Source organism: Acinetobacter sp. AG1 (genome assembly GCF_001005525.1).
In the GTDB taxonomy this organism is placed as follows: domain Bacteria; phylum Pseudomonadota; class Gammaproteobacteria; order Pseudomonadales; family Moraxellaceae; genus Acinetobacter; species Acinetobacter modestus.
Genome location: NZ_LBMZ01000124.1, coordinates 183,616 through 200,967, shown reverse-complemented (window position 1 = coordinate 200,967; position 17,352 = coordinate 183,616). Strand labels below are relative to the sequence as shown.

General features: G+C 38.1%; 16 protein-coding genes. 11 read left to right on the top strand and 5 right to left on the bottom strand.

Going from position 1 to position 17,352, the window contains the following annotated elements:
* The first annotated feature begins 263 nt into the window (after positions 1 to 263).
* A complete protein-coding gene (locus AAV96_RS17730; protein WP_046740269.1) occupies positions 264 to 1,067 on the top strand; it encodes a tetratricopeptide repeat protein in 804 nt (267 codons plus the stop codon).
* A gap of 45 nt (positions 1,068 to 1,112) precedes the next feature.
* Here AAV96_RS17730 and AAV96_RS17725 read toward each other — a convergent pair whose 3' ends face one another.
* Positions 1,113 to 3,242 carry a TonB-dependent receptor gene (locus tag AAV96_RS17725; RefSeq protein WP_046740268.1) on the bottom strand — a complete coding sequence of 710 codons (2,130 nt, stop codon included), beginning with the start codon at positions 3,240 to 3,242 and terminating at the stop codon, positions 1,113 to 1,115.
* 206 nt (positions 3,243 to 3,448) lie between these two features.
* On the opposite strand from AAV96_RS17725, the gene mutM reads away from it, so the two are divergent.
* Both mutM and AAV96_RS17715 read left to right on the top strand, forming a co-directional pair.
* On the top strand, positions 3,449 to 4,270 hold the full coding sequence (mutM, locus tag AAV96_RS17720; protein WP_046740267.1) for a bifunctional DNA-formamidopyrimidine glycosylase/DNA-(apurinic or apyrimidinic site) lyase: 822 nt from the start codon (positions 3,449 to 3,451) through the stop codon (positions 4,268 to 4,270).
* Between the two features lie 33 nt (positions 4,271 to 4,303).
* Positions 4,304 to 4,594, top strand: coding sequence for a peptidylprolyl isomerase (locus AAV96_RS17715; RefSeq protein WP_004664683.1), 291 nt, complete (start codon positions 4,304 to 4,306; stop codon positions 4,592 to 4,594).
* 41 nt (positions 4,595 to 4,635) lie between these two features.
* Here AAV96_RS17715 and AAV96_RS17710 read toward each other — a convergent pair whose 3' ends face one another.
* The 3 genes from AAV96_RS17710 to typA form a co-directional block, all read right to left on the bottom strand.
* A complete protein-coding gene (locus AAV96_RS17710; protein ID WP_004664685.1) occupies positions 4,636 to 4,974 on the bottom strand; it encodes a gamma-glutamylcyclotransferase family protein in 339 nt (112 codons plus the stop codon).
* 152 nt (positions 4,975 to 5,126) lie between these two features.
* Complete coding sequence (gene mscL / locus AAV96_RS17705; protein WP_004664687.1) at positions 5,127 to 5,555, bottom strand: large conductance mechanosensitive channel protein MscL; 429 nt, start codon at positions 5,553 to 5,555, stop codon at positions 5,127 to 5,129.
* A gap of 245 nt (positions 5,556 to 5,800) precedes the next feature.
* Positions 5,801 to 7,636: a translational GTPase TypA gene (typA, locus tag AAV96_RS17700; protein WP_004664688.1), complete on the bottom strand. Its 1,836-nt coding sequence runs from the start codon at positions 7,634 to 7,636 to the stop codon at positions 5,801 to 5,803.
* 176 nt (positions 7,637 to 7,812) lie between these two features.
* Between typA and AAV96_RS17695 the strand changes: the two genes are divergently transcribed.
* From AAV96_RS17695 to AAV96_RS18320, 5 genes are all read left to right on the top strand, one after another.
* Entirely contained in the window at positions 7,813 to 9,171 is a 1,359-nt protein-coding gene (locus AAV96_RS17695) for a uracil-xanthine permease family protein (RefSeq protein ID WP_004664690.1), read from the top strand.
* Between the two features lie 62 nt (positions 9,172 to 9,233).
* Positions 9,234 to 10,250: a methyltransferase gene (locus AAV96_RS17690; RefSeq protein ID WP_046740266.1), complete on the top strand. Its 1,017-nt coding sequence runs from the start codon at positions 9,234 to 9,236 to the stop codon at positions 10,248 to 10,250.
* An 18-nt stretch (positions 10,251 to 10,268) separates the two neighbouring features.
* Complete coding sequence (locus AAV96_RS17685) at positions 10,269 to 11,726, top strand: amino acid permease (protein WP_046740265.1); 1,458 nt, start codon at positions 10,269 to 10,271, stop codon at positions 11,724 to 11,726.
* A 253-nt stretch (positions 11,727 to 11,979) separates the two neighbouring features.
* Positions 11,980 to 13,185, top strand: a complete 1,206-nt coding sequence (locus tag AAV96_RS17680; protein WP_004664693.1) for an RtcB family protein — start codon at positions 11,980 to 11,982, stop codon at positions 13,183 to 13,185.
* 4 nt (positions 13,186 to 13,189) lie between these two features.
* Complete coding sequence (locus AAV96_RS18320; RefSeq protein ID WP_171249182.1) at positions 13,190 to 13,348, top strand: hypothetical protein; 159 nt, start codon at positions 13,190 to 13,192, stop codon at positions 13,346 to 13,348.
* A gap of 148 nt (positions 13,349 to 13,496) precedes the next feature.
* Here AAV96_RS18320 and omp38 read toward each other — a convergent pair whose 3' ends face one another.
* Positions 13,497 to 14,555: an outer membrane protein Omp38 gene (gene omp38, locus AAV96_RS17675; protein WP_046740264.1), complete on the bottom strand. Its 1,059-nt coding sequence runs from the start codon at positions 14,553 to 14,555 to the stop codon at positions 13,497 to 13,499.
* 387 nt (positions 14,556 to 14,942) lie between these two features.
* Between omp38 and AAV96_RS17670 the strand changes: the two genes are divergently transcribed.
* The 3 genes from AAV96_RS17670 to AAV96_RS17660 all read left to right on the top strand — a co-directional run bounded on the left by AAV96_RS17670 (position 14,943) and on the right by AAV96_RS17660 (position 17,315).
* Positions 14,943 to 15,455, top strand: a complete 513-nt coding sequence (locus AAV96_RS17670; RefSeq protein ID WP_046740263.1) for a GspH/FimT family pseudopilin — start codon at positions 14,943 to 14,945, stop codon at positions 15,453 to 15,455.
* Positions 15,456 to 15,566: 111 nt separating this feature from the next.
* Positions 15,567 to 16,742 (top strand): thiolase family protein, encoded by a 1,176-nt coding sequence (locus AAV96_RS17665; RefSeq protein ID WP_005214322.1) that lies wholly within the window; start codon positions 15,567 to 15,569, stop codon positions 16,740 to 16,742.
* A gap of 132 nt (positions 16,743 to 16,874) precedes the next feature.
* On the top strand, positions 16,875 to 17,315 hold the full coding sequence (locus tag AAV96_RS17660; protein WP_046740262.1) for a VOC family protein: 441 nt from the start codon (positions 16,875 to 16,877) through the stop codon (positions 17,313 to 17,315).
* The last annotated feature ends 37 nt before the right edge of the window (positions 17,316 to 17,352 follow it).

The window sequence follows — 17,352 nt, the reverse complement described above, 5'->3', positions numbered from 1 at the left end:
CTCAACAAATTGAACAACTTCTATTAGAAGCACAAACTAAAAAATAGTATCTAATTAAGTGGTGGCTTTTCAGTTGATTAACAAGCCACCACTTAGAACATAAGATTCTGATTTATATTAATAATATAAAAATTAAAATAAATTAATTAAGCAAGATTTATACAAAATCTATATTTACATTTCACACCAAACTTTTATGATGAAGGCATTAAAAACTGCCATGTAATGGATTAAAGCAGATATCTGTGAAAGGAATAAATAAAATGAAAAAGTTGCTGATTGCCAGCTTAATTCTTGCTACAAGTCATTCAACATTTGCGGCTGATAGTAAAGTAACTGCAAAACCAGATGCATTTGCTCAAGCAACTAAACTATACGAAGCAAAAAACTACCCTGCTGCATTTCAAGAAATGCAGCGTCTCGCTGATACAGGTAATGCCCAAGCAATTTATAACCTAGGTTATATGACTCAAGTTGGTCAAGGCACAGTAAAAGATGAAAAGAAAGCCGTACAGCATTATCAAGATGCTTCAAATAAAGGCTTTGCTCAAGCTAGTTATACATTAGCACAGGCTTATCATAAAGGTGATTTGGGCATCACTAAAAATAATCAAAAATACAAAGAGTATTTAGATAAAGCTTCTAATCAAGGTTCTGATGAAGCCATTGTTGAAACTGCAAAAATTTTATTTGAGCAAGGCAAACCTGAATATGATCAGATCGCTGTTCAGAAACTATTACCACTACTGCGGAAGGATTACTATCCAGCAAAACATCTCAAAACAATCTACGATTTGAGTGTTGGTGTTAAAAATAAAAATCCTATTATGCAAGCACAGGCAATTGATAGCATTAAAGATTTAGCTAAAAAAGGTTATGCACCATCTTTAATGGTTCTCGGCAATATGTTAGCAAATGGAGGTATTGTTGACCAAGATTTAGAGCAGGCAAAAAATATTTTTGCTCGCTTAGCAGCAGCTAACTATCCAAATGCGAAGGAATCATTGGTTAAAGTTGAAGAAGCAATTGCTGCAAAAAAAGCAGCTTCAGTAAAAACAAAGAACTAAAATCAATTCAGCAGCACTGCAATTCTATAGAGTGCTGCTTTTTATTTAAAATTGTTTGCTTAACTTAATCCCAGCACTCCAATTTCGTCCATCTGCAGGTTCAAAGAAACGATTATTTCCTTCATTCACAATCACTGAACCGATATATTGTTTATTAAATAAATTATCTATACGGGCAAATCCATTTAAATTCCAATCCGTATAATGAAATGTATATCCTGCATAAGCCGATGCAATTGTATAATTCTCTGCTGCATCACCATTCATATCATTCACATAAACTTTATCCATGAATTGGGTATCAAGCCCTGCATAAAACCCCTGTTCTGGTTTCCAAGAAAAACCAATAAAAGCTTGGTTTTTTGCAATACCAGGAATGACATTACCTTCAGGGATTTGAGCAACTTTTCCAATCGCGGGTACTGTAGAGTCAAAAGTTGCATCTAAATAGGCATAACTTGCATTAACAACTAAATCTTTCCAAAACTTTTTATTCCATGCAAATTCAACGCCCTTACGCAAAGTCTTTTCGGCATTACGAAAGGTTGCTCGCCCACCTATATTTTCTGCAGCGACAATATCGTCTTTGGTCTGAATATAGAATGTTGCCAAATTAAAATCACCAAATACATTTGATGATTTTAAGCCTAGCTCATAATTATCACTTTTAGAGGGTTTTAAATCTAAGCTACTTGCTCCACCTTGTGCAGGATAAGCCATCTCCGTAAATGTCGGGGTCTCAAAACCTTTAGCATAACTTGCGTAGATTAAGGCTTGAGGGATAATCTGCCAGCTCAGAGCGAGAGAAGGTAGAACCTCTTGGTAAGTCGTTTTTCCACTGTTATCACCATTCAATCCAACAATATAATGGTCGTTGGATTGGTAATGGACATTACTATAACGAATACCAGTATCAAGCCGCATCGCAGGTAAAAAGTACCAAGCAGCTTGTAAATATGGATCTATATTCCACAATGTGTTTCTTTCATCTCGACGTAAAGCACCTTTAATACCTTTTTCACCAGTGTCATTAAAGTTCAGATATCCTTGTCGACTCTCATTCATCCCATCAATTGCAAGCCCCGCACTGAATTGGGTACGTGGCAACAAATCCTTTCCTGTCCAACGAAAATCGGCACCATAATAGTCACGTTTAAAATCAATTACTCCGCCCGCTTGATAAGGCGCATTAGGATTAGTCTGAGTTATTTGCAGAATAGATTGATACTGAGTTACATGGCGTTGTCCGATGTAACTCATTGCGTAAATTTCATTTTGATCATTTATCGGCTTTGACCATGTGACACCAGTTTGGGTTTGCTCAATTTTTTTTCGAGCATTGTAATCCAAAACATTTTTAGCCACTTGTTTAGGATTACTTTCCTTTTCCACACGAGTTAACCCACCTGGATCATCAGCATCGATGTTCACATAGTTTGTGATCCAATTAATTTTGCTACCATCATCTAAATTCCATGTGAGTTTTGCATTGTTTAAGACTTTTTCTGCACTACTATGATCGCGATAACCATCTGTATCAAAATAGGATGAGCTAATCATATAGCTTGGTTCATTTTGATTTTTTGAACCGCCTTGTAAAACTAAACCAGCATGATTTTTGTGATGACTACCGCCCGCATAACTCATCTCTATCGAATCTTTGCCCTGTCCTTCCTTTGTTGTTGCTAGAATCGCACCTCCTGAAGAATTTCCATATAACGAAGAAAATGGACCTGTTAATACTTCAAGATGACTTAAACTACTTAAATCAATATTTGAGGTTTGCCCTTGTCCATCTGGCATCGTGGCAGGAATACCATCGGTATATAAACGAATTCCACGAACTCCAAATGTGGAACGCGCACCAAAACCACGCATAGAAAGTTGTAAATCTTGTGCATAATTTTCTCGATTGCGCAGTTGAACGCTAGGTATCCCCTTCACAACCTCAGTTAAATTAACTTCTAAGCTCTGATCATTTTTAGGCATATCTATCCTAAAAATTGATGCTGGTGTTTCCATATAAGCTGTGTCAGTACGAGTTGCTTCGACCTTGATTGTCGGAAGTTGTATAGGCCGATCGACCTCTGATTCAGCAGCCCAAGCAAAAGAGCCATTCAAACCCATGCTTATTGCAACACAACCATATAAAAGATTTGTTTTTACTAAAGGCATGAAAATTCCTTGTTTCACAGAATTTAAGGGCAAGCTTTTTAAAGTAAGTATTTCATTATTTTATAATTAGATTAGATCTTTAACCTTAGCTAAAAAAACCAAAAATCAATTTTAATGATAATTAGCTAATCAAATTAAATATCGTCATAATTGTAAGTTAAACATTTGCCCTCATTGTATTGTTGTTGAAACAACTTGAGCTCACTATGCCCGAACTTCCTGAAGTTGAAACCACAAAAACCAGTTTACTGCCGCTTTTAGAGCAACGTGTACAAGCTGTAAGAGTACACAATCCTAGTTTGCGCTGGCCTATCCCTGATGATCTTGAAAAATTAATTGGTCAACGTTTAATTCAACTCAAACGTCGTTCCAAATATATTCTGGCCGAATTTGAACAAGATCAAATGCTTTGGCACTTAGGTATGTCAGGAAGCTTTCGCCTATGTCAATCCAGTGATGAATTAAAAAAACATGACCATCTTGTGATCGAATTTGAAGATCAGCAACTCCGCTATCATGACCCACGGCGCTTTGGGTGTATCCTGTGGTTAGATGAAACCAATCAAAGTAAATTGATTGATACGCTAGGCCCAGAACCACTAACTCAAGATTTTAATGCAACATATTTACATGAAAAATTAGCTAAAAAAAATGTCGGCATCAAAATTGCTTTAATGGATAACCATGTAGTGGTTGGTGTGGGCAATATTTATGCGACTGAAAGTTTATTCAACATTGGAGTTCATCCTGCACAACCTGCTTCGACACTGAGCAAAGCACAAGTGGAAAAGTTAGTCATCGAGGTAAAACGCATCTTAAAACAAGCAATTGATTTAGGTGGATCAACTTTGCGTGACTATAGTAATGCCATGGGGGAAAATGGCTATTTTCAGCAGACACTTTTAGCTTATGGTCGCGCAGGTGAGATGTGTGTTAATTGTGAAACTACATTAGAAAACTTAAAGTTAGGTCAACGTGCTAGTGTATTTTGTCCACAATGCCAACCTTTGAAACTAAGCAAAGTATAGATCATTTAAGATGCAATCAAGGAGAACAACCTTATGCAAACCGCAATTGTTCGACATATTCTCGTCAAAGATAAAGACTTAGCCGAACAGCTAAAAAAACGAATTCAGTCTGGTGCTGATTTTAGCAAAATCGCCAAACAATACTCGACTTGCAACTCAGCTAAACGTGGGGGCGAACTCGGTGAAGTGAAAAAGGGGCAATTGGTCCCAGTTATTGATAAATTAGTTTTTACAGCAGCAGAACGAATCTTACACGGCCCGATCAAAAGCCAATTTGGTTTTCACTTAATTGAAGTGAAATTTCGCATGGATGGCTTAAGATAATGGTTTGAGCTTAATTATTTTAAGCTCTCTCCTCTTCTCAGTTATTTTAATTCCTGCGGTTTCATCACATAAGTCCATGCATCTATTTTTTCACCAGATTCCAAGACAACCTCAGCAACAACTCGCTCATATTGGAATCCTTCAAACTCATCTAACATTTGCCAGTTTTGTTCTAATTTTTCCGTGCTGAATAAATATCCCATGATTAATGGATCTTGTTCAGCTAAAACTAAGGCAGGTAAACCTTTGTCTGGTCCCCAATCTAATATATGCACAGTTCCATGAACAGATCCCTTATTCCACTCTCCATCAATCGCTGCAAGGATATGCGCATTTTCTCGATTTGGGCATAATGTGCCATATACAAATAATCGATTCATATTGGTTAATCCCTCTTTTAATTTGTACAGCATCTTAAAATGAAAGCATTAAATTTTCTATGTAAAACGATGCATTATTCACTAAATATGATTCAGATACCCCATAAAAAACGGCATTTTAAAATGCCGTTTTTTATGAAAATAATGAGTACTTATTTTTTCAAAGAATCTCTAATTTCACGTAATAATTGAATATCTTCAGGCGTTGCTGCTGGTTCAGCTGGCGCTGCTTCTTCTTGTTTACGCATACGGTTCATTACTTTCACCATAAGAAACACAACCCATGCCAAAATAATGAAATTAATAAAGATCGTTAAGAAATTACCGTAGGTCAAAACATTGACACCTGCTTTCGTCAATTGATCTAAAGACTGTAAATTATTTGGATTGTCTCCGAGCACAATAAACTTTTGCGTAAAATCAACACCCCCACCTGTAATAACTGAAATAAGTGGCATGATGATATCTTTCACCAATGAATCAATAATTTTACCAAATGCACCACCAATGATGACACCAATGGCAAGATCCATCATATTGCCTTTGATGGCAAATTCTTTAAATTCTTGAATAATACTCATTTATAACTCTCCAGAGTTGAACTTAATCGCAACCCATTTTTGCATTGTTTATTACACAGGTGCGGCTATCCACATAATGTTGATAATTTAATATTTTTATCAAAAAAAGAAAGTTATTTCACACTTTAACAACACTTTTTATTTTAATAAAAATATGTGTTTAAGCATGTCCCTACCCTGAAATTTATGCAATAAAAAACCGCTAAATAAATTTAGCGGTTTTGTCATTTTTCAGTGAAGAAAAATTATTTATCACGGTTACGCTTACGTTCGTTTTCAGTTAAGTAACGTTTACGAATACGGATCGATTTTGGTGTTACTTCAACTAACTCATCATCTTCAATGAATTCAAGTGCTTGTTCAAGCGTGTATTCAATTGCAGGCGTCAAAGTTAAGGCATCATCAGTACCAGACGCACGAACGTTGGTTAATTGTTTTGCTTTAGTTGGGTTAACAACCATATCGTCCGAACGAGAGTTAATACCCACGATCATACCTTCATAAACTTCTAACTGAGGTTTAGCGAATAAACGACCACGGTCTTGTAAGCTAAATAATGCATAGCCCAAGCAAGTACCTTGAACCATAGAAATCAATACACCGTTTTGACGCTTCGCAACAGTACCTTGCTTAACAGGACCGTAATGAGAGAAGCTTGATGTCATGATCCCTGTACCAGAAGTCATGGTTAAGAACTCAGAACGGAAACCGATTAAACCACGTGAAGGTACAGTTGCTTCAATACGGATACGACCTTTTCCGTCAACTTCCATATTGGTCATTTCGCCTTTACGGTGACCCATTTGTTCCATTACTGAACCTTGATGTTGTTCTTCAACATCAAACGTTACGTTTTCGTATGGCTCTTGTCTTTCGCCATCGACTTCTTTCATGATCACTTGTGGACGTGATACGCCCATTTCAAAGCCTTCACGACGCATATTTTCAATCAATACTGAAAGGTGAAGTTCACCACGACCAGAAACTTTAAAACGGTCTGGACTATCAGTATCTTCAACGCGTAATGCCACGTTGTGAATCAATTCACGATCAAGACGTTCACGAATATTCCGTGAAGTTACAAATTTACCTTCTTTACCAGCAAACGGTGAGTTGTTTACTTGGAATGTCATCGAAACCGTAGGTTCATCTACAGACAATGGTGGCAAAGCTTCTACATTTTTTTGATCACAAATTGTGTCAGAAATATTGAGTGCATCAATACCAGTGATACAAACGATATCACCTGCTGATGCTTCTTCAACATCAATACGCTCTAAACCGTGGTAACCCATGATTTTTAAGATACGACCGTTACGTGTATTGCCTTCTTTATCAATCACAGTCACAGGAGTATTCGTTTTTACACCACCACGCTGAATACGACCAACACCGATAACACCAACGAAGCTGTTATAGTCAAGTGAAGAAATCTGCATTTGGAATGGACCATCAACATCAACTGCTGGTGGTTCAACGATATCAACGATAGTTTGGAACAATGGTGTCATATCTTCCGCTAATTCTTCAGGAGAAGGACCAGCTACACCACGTAAACCAGAAGCGTAAACGATTGGGAAATCTAACTGTTCATCAGTTGCACCCAAGTTATCAAACAAGTCAAATACTTGATCGATTACCCAGTCACAACGTGCACTTGGCTTATCAACTTTGTTGATAATTACGATTGGCTTCAAACCACGCGCAAATGCTTTTTGCGTTACGAAGCGAGTTTGTGGCATTGGACCTTCTTGAGAGTCAACAAGAAGCAATACGCAGTCAACCATCGACATTACACGTTCAACTTCACCGCCGAAGTCCGCGTGTCCTGGGGTGTCTACGATATTGATACGGTAAGTTGTGTCAGTACGTTGATCTAACCACGTAATTGACGTATTTTTTGCAAGAATAGTAATACCACGTTCACTTTCAAGCGCATTCGAGTCCATGACACGCTCAATCTCGCCTGCACGGTCACCCAAAGCACCAGATTGTTGAAGTAATTTATCGACAAGCGTGGTTTTACCGTGGTCGACGTGCGCAATAATTGCGATATTGCGGAGATTCTTAATATCAGACATAGAATTCGATACGCTTAAAATTTGAGGGCAGATTATATAGAAAAATCCTAAACTTTAGTAGTGACAGTTTGTTGACATGAAACTTTTTTTCGGACGAACTGTTTCAGAATCGTTGGTAAAGTAGGCTAACTCTATTAGAATATTCCACTATTGCTTATCGCTTTTCTTATACTCCCATGTCAAATTCTCAACCCCAACAGCCACTTGATCTCGTCTACGGACTCAATGATCGTCCAAAACCGTTCATCGCATTTTTAGCGGCTTTACAACATCTTTTAGCAATTTTAGTCCCAATTGTTACTCCAGGATTATTAATTTGCTTAGCACTTGGTGTATCTCGTGAAGACACCAATATGATCCTTTCAATGTCTCTGATCATCTCAGGAATTGCAACCTTTTTACAGTGTAAAAAGGTTGGTCCTTTCGGTGCAGGACTATTGATTGTTCAAGGTACAAGTTTTAACTTTATTGGCCCAATTATTGGTATTGGTAGCGCCATGGTTGCTGCAGGTACGCCTGTTGAGCAAGTGATGGCTGCTATTTTCGGTGTGGTAATTGCAGGCTCATTTATTGAAATGGGCGTGTCTCGGATTTTACCTTGGGTAAAACAATTAATTACCCCTTTAGTTACAGGTATCGTTGTTCTTTTAATTGGTTTAACACTGATTAAAGAAGGTCTGATTAGCATGGGAGGCGGTTATATGGCCATGCAAGATCATACTTTTGCCAATACAGATAATCTGATCATGTCCTGTACAGTACTGGCAGTCATTATTTTATTAAATCGTGTTCAAATTATTTGGGTGAAAAGTTCAGCAATTTTAATCGCATTGGTGATTGGTTACATTCTTGCTGGCTTTATGGGTCATTTAAACTTTTCCGTATTGCAAGATGCCCCATTAATTCAGATTCCTACGCCTATGCATTTTGGATTAAGTTTCTCTTGGAGCTTGTTCATTCCAATGGCATTCATCTATCTCGTTACTTCACTTGAAGCGATTGGTGATGTGACAGCGACCAGCAAAATCTCTAACCAACCTGTAGACGGTCCTATTTGGATGCAGCGTATTAAAGGCGGGGTGTTAGTGAATGGTGCTAACTCATTTTTAGCAGGTATCTTCAACACATTCCCAAGTTCAGTGTTTGCACAAAACAATGGCGTGATTCAACTCACTGGCGTGGCAAGTCGTTATGTCGGGATCTGGATTGCGATCTTATTGATCATTTTAGGCCTATTCCCTGCTGTAGCTGCCGTGATTCAAGCCGTACCACAAGCCGTACTTGGTGGTGCTGTGATGGTAATGTTCGGTGCTGTTGCGGCATCTGGTATCAATATTCTTTCAAGTATTCATCTTGACCGCCGCGCTTTGCTGATTATTGCGATTTCACTTGCATTAGGTTTAGGTGTAGCACAAGTTCCACAAATCCTTGAACATCTTCCTGAATTATTCAAAAACATTTTCAGCTCAGGTGTTGCAACGGGTGGTATTGCAGCGTTGATTTTAAATATTGTTTTACCTGAAACTCAAAAATAGTCTTTTAACCATCGTAATTGCCCAGTTTCACCACTGGGCTTTGTTTTTGATGAGAGATCAAAATGGATCCACGTAGTGAAGTCGTTATACGACAACAAGATTATTTAAATGGGCAAGTTTTATTGATTAATGCGCCCAATGATCAACTCGCCAAAAATTTACCTAGCCAAGTGCAAGCGTCTGTCTGGACTTGGAATTATGCTGATCATCAAGGTTTTCAAAGCAGTGGTATAAATTCATATTTTTCAGTTGAGTTTCCACAAGCAAGTTTTGATCAGGTTGTTATTTTCGTTCCAAAATCTAAAGAGTTATTGAATTATATTCTTCATGTCGTGGTGAGCCAGTTAACACTAGGTCAAAGCGTATTTTTAGTGGGTGAAAAAAAAGGCGGTGTTGAACGTGCTGCAAAACAACTACTGCAATATGGTAAAGCCTTCAAACTTGATAGCGCACGCCACTGTCAATTTTGGCACATGAAAATTGAAAAGACTGAAATACACAAACCACTTGACCATTGGTTAAAAAACTATATTGTCCAAGTCAATCAAGAACAGCTCGAAATCTGTGCTTTACCGGGTGTATTTAGTCAAGACCATTTAGATATTGGAACAGCCGTATTACTCCCTTACCTGAGCCAAGTAAAATCAGGTAAGATTGCCGACTTTGGTTGCGGTGCTGGAATTATTAGTGCTTATTTAGCCAAAATAAATGCAAACCAGCACATTTTTGCACTTGATGTTGATGCATTTGCGTTACGGTCTACTGAGTTCACTTTTCAAAAAAATGATCTGAACTTAGCACAGCTACATCTACTGCCTGTCACAGGTTTTGTTGATGCACCTAAAGATCTAGATGCCATCGTAAGTAATCCACCTTTTCATCAAGGCATTCATACCAATTACGATGCAAGTGAAGAACTCTGCCAATTGGCGAAAAAGCATCTGAAAAGTTCAGGTGAACTATGGATCGTGGCTAATCGTTTTCTAAATTATCCACCTCTGATTGAGCAGAGCTTTGGTCAATGTCTTGTGAAGGCAGATCAACAGGGATTCAAAGTGTTATATGCCTGTGCGAAATAAACAGTTTAAGGAATTTTTATGAGCGATACATCTGCTCCTCAACACCTTCAGCGTCAGCTCGGAGCACGCCATCTAAATATGATCGCCATTGGTGGATCAATTGGTACAGGTTTATTCCTTGCTTCAGGTTCAACGATTGCAACAGCAGGTCCTGGTGGTGCGTTATTGGCCTATGCCCTTATCGGAATCATGATTTATTTCTTGATGACCAGTCTCGGTGAATTAGCCACGCACAACCCAACTTCAGGTGCATTCTTCACCTATGGTAGTCGTTATGTCGAAGATGGTTTTGGTTTCGCCTTAGGATGGAACTATTGGTATAACTGGGCAATCACTGTTGCTTTTGAATTGGTCGCAGTTCAGTTCATCATGAAATTCTGGTTTCCAGATATTCCTGGGTTTTACTGGAGTGCAATCTTCCTTGCCATTATTTTTGCAATTAATGCATTGACGGTAAAAGGCTTTGGTGAAAGTGAATTCTTATTTTCTTTGATTAAAGTGATTGCAATTATCGTGTTTATCATCATCGGTATCTGGATGATTGCTAAAATTATGATGACACCGAATGTATCAACTTTCCAACACTGGCATTATAAAGATGCACCGTTTGTTGGTGGATTACAAGCCCTGATCGGTGTTGCCATGATCGCTGGATTCTCCTTTCAAGGAACTGAAATGGTTGGCGTTGCAGCAGGTGAATCTAAAGATCCAAAGAAAACGATTCCTTTGGCGATTAAACAAATCTTCTGGCGTATTTTACTGTTCTATATCTTATGTATTTTTATCATTGGTACATTGGTAAGCTATGATGATCCGCTTCTATTAAAAGCTGCACAAAGTGAAGATATTGCACTTTCACCATTTACCTTACTGTATGAAAAAGCAGGCTTTGCCTTTGCTGCAAGTTTGATGAATGCCGTTATTCTCAGTGCTATTTTATCTGCAGGTAACTCTGGGATGTATTCATCTACGCGTATGCTATTCGATATGGCAAAAGAAGGTCGAGCGCCAAAATGGTTCTCAAAACTTGATGGTCGTGGCGTACCCATGAATGCACTCTATGCAACAACAGCAGTTGCTGCATTATGTTTCTTGACCACCTTTATCGGCGAAAAACAAGTATTTAACTGGTTGTTAAATATGTCTGGGATGTGTGGTTTTATCGTCTGGTTAGGTATTGCCATTTCACATTATCGTTTCCGTAAAGGCTATATTGCTCAAGGGCATAAACTTGAAGATCTTGCTTATCGTGCCAAGTTTTTCCCATTTGCACCTTGGTTTGCCTTTGTTCTCTGCTCTATCATTATTTTAGGACAAAACTATCAAGCTGTGCTGGGTGGTAAAGTTGATTGGTTAGGCTTAGTTTCAACCTATATCAGTATTCCATTATTTTTGGCGATTTGGTTGGGTTATAAATGGAAGTACAAAACCAAATTGATTGCATATAAAGATATGAACGTGAAAGAAGGCGAATAAAAAGCCAAAAATTCACTTGACCCTTAAGTAAATATGAGTAAAATCAGCAGCTCATATTTTCAGCTGCACTATTATATAGGAGGACGACATCATGCCAGCAATACAAGGAACAACAACTTAAGATTTGGCACTGTCGACTCACGGACAAGTGTACAAATCAGAATCACTTGTCCGAATGCTCTATTTAACCTAGCATTCGCTAGGTTTTTTTATGCCTATTCGGACGAAAAATTAAAATACCCGAGATAAGAAAATGGGCATACAAAAAATACTTAATGCTAATGCTGAATATGGTGTTCCAGTAAAAATATTCACCAATGATATTGATAGCGAAAGCATTGAACAACTAAAGAAAATGGCACAACTGCAATTTGTGTATTCGCATATCGCCGTGATGCCTGATGTACATGTCGGTAAAGGTGCGACCGTAGGCAGCGTCATTCCAACAAAACACGCGATTATTCCCGCTGCTGTCGGTGTCGACATCGGTTGTGGCATGAATGCTATTCGACTCAATCTCAAAGCATCACAGTTGCCAGATAATCTCGCACCTTTACGTCATGCAATTGAACGCAAAGTCCCTGTAGGCTTTGAGTTACACAAACAAATTAAGGCGAAAGCCTCAAGCATTATTCCACTGGAAAAACGCTTGCAGCCGATCATTAAAAAGCACCCCGGCTTAGTTCGGATGCTCAGAAAGTTTGATGCAACATGGCAAAAACAACTCGGTACCTTGGGCGGTGGCAATCACTTTATCGAACTCTGTTTAGATGAAAATCAAGACATTTGGGTGATGCTACATTCTGGTAGCCGTGGTTTAGGTAATGTGATTGGAACTTATTTTATCGAGCTAGCAAAGAAAGAAGCTCAACATCGATTTGGGCATGTCCCAGATAAGGACTTGAGTTATTTTGCAGAAGGCTCAAATAGTTTTAATGACTATGTTGAAGCGGTGGAATGGGCACAGGAATATGCTTTTGAGAATAGACGTGAAATGATGCGTCTCATTTTAGAAGCAATTCGACCACTACTCCCATCCTTTCAATTGACTAAAGAAGCGATTAACTGCCACCACAATTATGTCAGCCAAGAAAATCACTTTGGTGAAGATCTCCTGATTACTCGAAAAGGTGCAATTCGTGCTGGTCAAAATGAATTAGGCATTATTCCTGGTTCAATGGGGGCTCGCTCCTATATTGTGAAGGGCAAAGCTAACCCTGAATCATTCTGCTCATGTTCGCATGGTGCAGGAAGAAAAATGAGCCGTAGTAAAGCCAAATTACTTTTTGGTCAAGAGGATTTGATTCAGCAGACCCAAGGTATTGAATGTCGTAAAGACAGTGGTGTAATTGACGAAATACCAAGTGCATATAAAGATATTGATCAAGTCATGGCAAACCAATCAGATTTAATCGAAATCGTGCACACCCTTAAACAAGTTCTATGTATAAAAGGTTAAATAGATGAAACTTAAAGCAATGCCTAAAATCAGAGTTCGTAATCCTGTTGCGCTCTCCCCTTTACTACAAAAAGGAGGAATCCATGAAACAGAAAAACCTAGAGCTCAGCACCGTCGAGAAAGACAAAATACCAAACAACAGCTTAGAAAAGAAGTTTGGTAAATTCTAGAAAATATTAATCAAACACATCAATCAAATTATTTTGCAGGAGTAATCAAAATGTTTATATATTCGAATCACTTGTATACAAACCCATATAAAAAAAGCGACTCATCAGAGTCGCTTTTTTTATTCAGTTCAAAAACTCAAATTATTGAGCTTGTTGACCTGGTTGTACTAGAACAGTACGGCTACCAGTGATCGCAGCGAATACGCGACGGTTCATAGCACGACCTTCTTTAGTTTTGTTGTCAGCAATCGGTTGATCCCAAGCAAAACCTTGAGTAGTCAAGCGAGATTCGTTAACGTTATATTCGTTAACAAGCGCTGATTTAACAGAGTTAGCACGAGCTAAAGATAAACGTTCGTTTAACTTACGTGGACCAGTGTTATCAGTGTGACCTTCAATACGTGCAGTCGCATTCGGGTATTCAGCTAATTTCTCAGCTACTTTCGCGATTTCAGACTTGTATTGTGGTTTGATGTCAGACTTGTTCGTATCAAAGAATACGCGAAGTTCCATGTTAAGATCTTCAGTCAACTCTTGTGGTTGTGGAGCAACTGGAGTTGGTTCAACTGGAGCAACTTCTACTACTGGAGCAGCTGGTTTCAAGTGACCACCAAGAACTACGTTTAAACCAGCAAGTGCTGTATAATTCCAGAAGTTTTCATCGATATTATAAGTACCACGAGCTTCTGTACGTAGAGATAAAGCATCATTTAAGCGCCAGAAAGCACCAAAACCTGCATTACCCAAAGTACCTTCTTCTTTCAAACCACGACCAGTACGACCTAATTGAACATCAGTAGCATTGTCGAATGTATATTTATAGTGGCCAGCACCTAATAATACATATGGCTTAATTTTGCTGTCATAGTTTTTAGTAATTAAATCAGAAGTAACATAGAAGTTACCATTGATTTGTTGTTGCTTATATTCACTAGTTGGCGAAAGGCTAGTTACATCACCTTTAACTTGATTGTATTCAGTCTCAAAACCTAACCAAGGCGTTAATTCAACACCAAGAGCAGCACCAACGAATAAATCGTCTTGTAACTCACCACCATTTGTTAAGTTTTCAGTGCTGTTGTTGTGCTTAGAATCTTGAAATGTGTAACCAAGCATTAATGGAGTTACTGTAACACCGGCATTAGCAGCAGCTAAAGGAGCAGCAACAAGTATAGCAAGTGCAATACGACTCAATTTCATGGATATCCTCCAGAGATAACAATTGTTTGTTGTTCAAGCTTAGCCTATGATTTGTGGCCCTGCGAACATAAAAATGTCTACAGTATTATTTTTAAGCTATTCACTTCACTTTGAATCATACAAACACTTGATGAATTTTCCAAGTGCTTGATAACTTTAACCTCGTAAATTATTGACAAAATTTCTTACAATTTCCGTTGTAGTTCAGTAAATTTTCAATTCAACTTTAAAGTTCGAATAGCTTATTGTTCGCTTTCTTCAATTTTAGCAGTATTTGCTTCATGAAGTAATGGTTAGTTTTCTAATACTAAACTTAATTTAATAAATACAGTAATTACTTAACACTTTGTTAATAAAAAAATTACAAAATTATCAAAAGGTAAAAAAATGTTAAAAGTTAGAGGATTCACGCTCAGTGAATTAATGGTCACACTTGCTATTTTTGCGATTGTTGTATGCCTTAGCTTACCCTTTTTGAATCAATTATTGATTTCAAATGAAGTAAATCAAATAAAAAGAACACTCACAATTTACATACAAAAATCCAAATCTGACGCACAGATTCATCATAAAAATGTGACTTTGTGCGCAAGTAAAAATTTAATTAGTTGTGATTCTGATTGGAACAGTGGGCTAATCGGATTCCTTGATTTAAATGCTAATCGGCAACGTGATTCAAATGATCCTTTATTGTATTCCACAGCATTTAATTATAAGTATGGGAGATTAGATTGGAGAGGTACATTAAGAGTAAATTCACTTACTTTCCAAGGTGATACAGGCCTACCAAGAGGCTCAAATGGAAGCTTCTTTTATTGTATGAATGATTCTAATCATCATACCCAATTAATTCTCAGCAATATGGGACAAATACGTAGTAAGGAAATTACCACGTGTTAAAAACTCTTCAGTCTAGCTTAAACGACGTAAAATACTTTATTCGCATGCTTTTTTTAATATACTGCATAGGTTTTGAACATTCTCTGCAAATTATAAGTCTGGAGACACATAATGACTGACATCGTAATTGTCAACGGCGCTCGTACAGCAATGGGCGGCTTCCAAGGCGCATTATCAAGCGCAACTGCACCCGAATTAGGTGCAATCACCATTAAAGAAGCAATTGCTCGTTCGGGATTACAGCCTACTGATGTAGAAGAAGTAATCATGGGCTGTGTGTTACCAGCAGGTTTAAAACAAGGTCCAGCTCGTCAAGCTATGCGTAAAGCAGGTTTGCCTGATTCAACTGGTGCAGTAACCATTAACAAACTTTGTGGTTCTGGCATGAAAGCTGTGATGCAGGCTGCGGATATGATCAAAGCAGGTAGTGCTGAAATCGTGGTTGCGGGTGGTATGGAATCAATGACCAATGCTCCTTACGTTTTACCTAAAGCACGTGCTGGTTATCGCATGGGTCATGGTGAAATTAAGGACCACATGTTCCTTGATGGTTTAGAAGATGCAGAAACTGGTCGTTTAATGGGATCATTTGCACAAGATATGGCAAATAAACGTAGCTATACCCGTGAACAAATGGATGATTTCGCTATACGTTCTCTACAACGTGCACAGAAAGCAATTACTGAAGGTTATTTCAAAGATGAAATCGTTCCAGTAACTGTATCTAGCCGTAAAGGTGATGTTGTTGTTGATCAAGATGAACAGCCATTAAATGCAAAAATTGACAAAATCCCTAGTTTGAAACCTGCATTTGCAAAAGACGGTACGATTACTGCTGCAAATGCGAGCTCTATTTCTGATGGCGCTTCTGCTTTAGTGTTAACCTCTAGTGAAGTCGCTACTCAACGTGGCTTACAACCTCTAGCGAAAATTGTTGCAACCGCATCAAATTCTCAACATCCCTCTGAATTTACGATTGCTCCTGTAGGGGCAATTGAAAAAGTTTTGAAAAAAGCTGGTTGGGATGCACAAGACGTTGATCTTTGGGAAATCAATGAAGCTTTTGCAATGGTTACAATGTGCCCAATTGATGACTTCAAATTAGATGCAGAAAAAGTGAACATCAATGGTGGTGCTTGTGCACTTGGTCATCCTGTTGGCTCTACGGGTTCACGTATCATTCTTACATTAATTCATGCACTTAAACGCACTGGTGGTAAAAAAGGTGTTGCGGCGCTTTGTATTGGTGGTGGTGAAGCAACAGCTGTTGCAATTGAATTGATCTAAACACTAATTCGATTAACTAAAAATCCTGCCAAGTGCAGGATTTTTTATTTTCATAATTACAAAAAATAATGCACCTGTTATTAAAATCCCGATAAGTTATGCACTGTATAAAAAACAATAAGGAGTTCCCCCATGCAACTCAACCATTACCTAAATTTTAAAGGACAAGCTGAACAAGCATTTATTTTTTACCAATCTGTTTTTGGCGGTGAATTCGCAATGATCAGTCGCTATGGTGATATGCCACACACGGAAGGGGTTATGTTATCAGAAGCAGATAAATGCTTAATTCTGCATGTTTCCTTACCTATTAATGAATATACCGTACTCATGGGTTCAGACGTTAATGATCAGTTCTGCTCTCCGAATAGTGTTTTCACCCAAGGCAACAATCATTATATTTCAATCAATATTGAACACGATGAAATGGAGGCACGACGTTTATTCAACCAGCTTTCTGTACGTGGTCATATTGAAATGCAATTAGAAAAAACCTTTTGGGGCGCACTGTATGGTGCTTTCACTGATCAGTTCGGAATCAAGTGGATGGTCAATTGTCAGCTTGAAGAATAAGATCATTTTGCTGATGCAATATAAAGCCTATATTGCA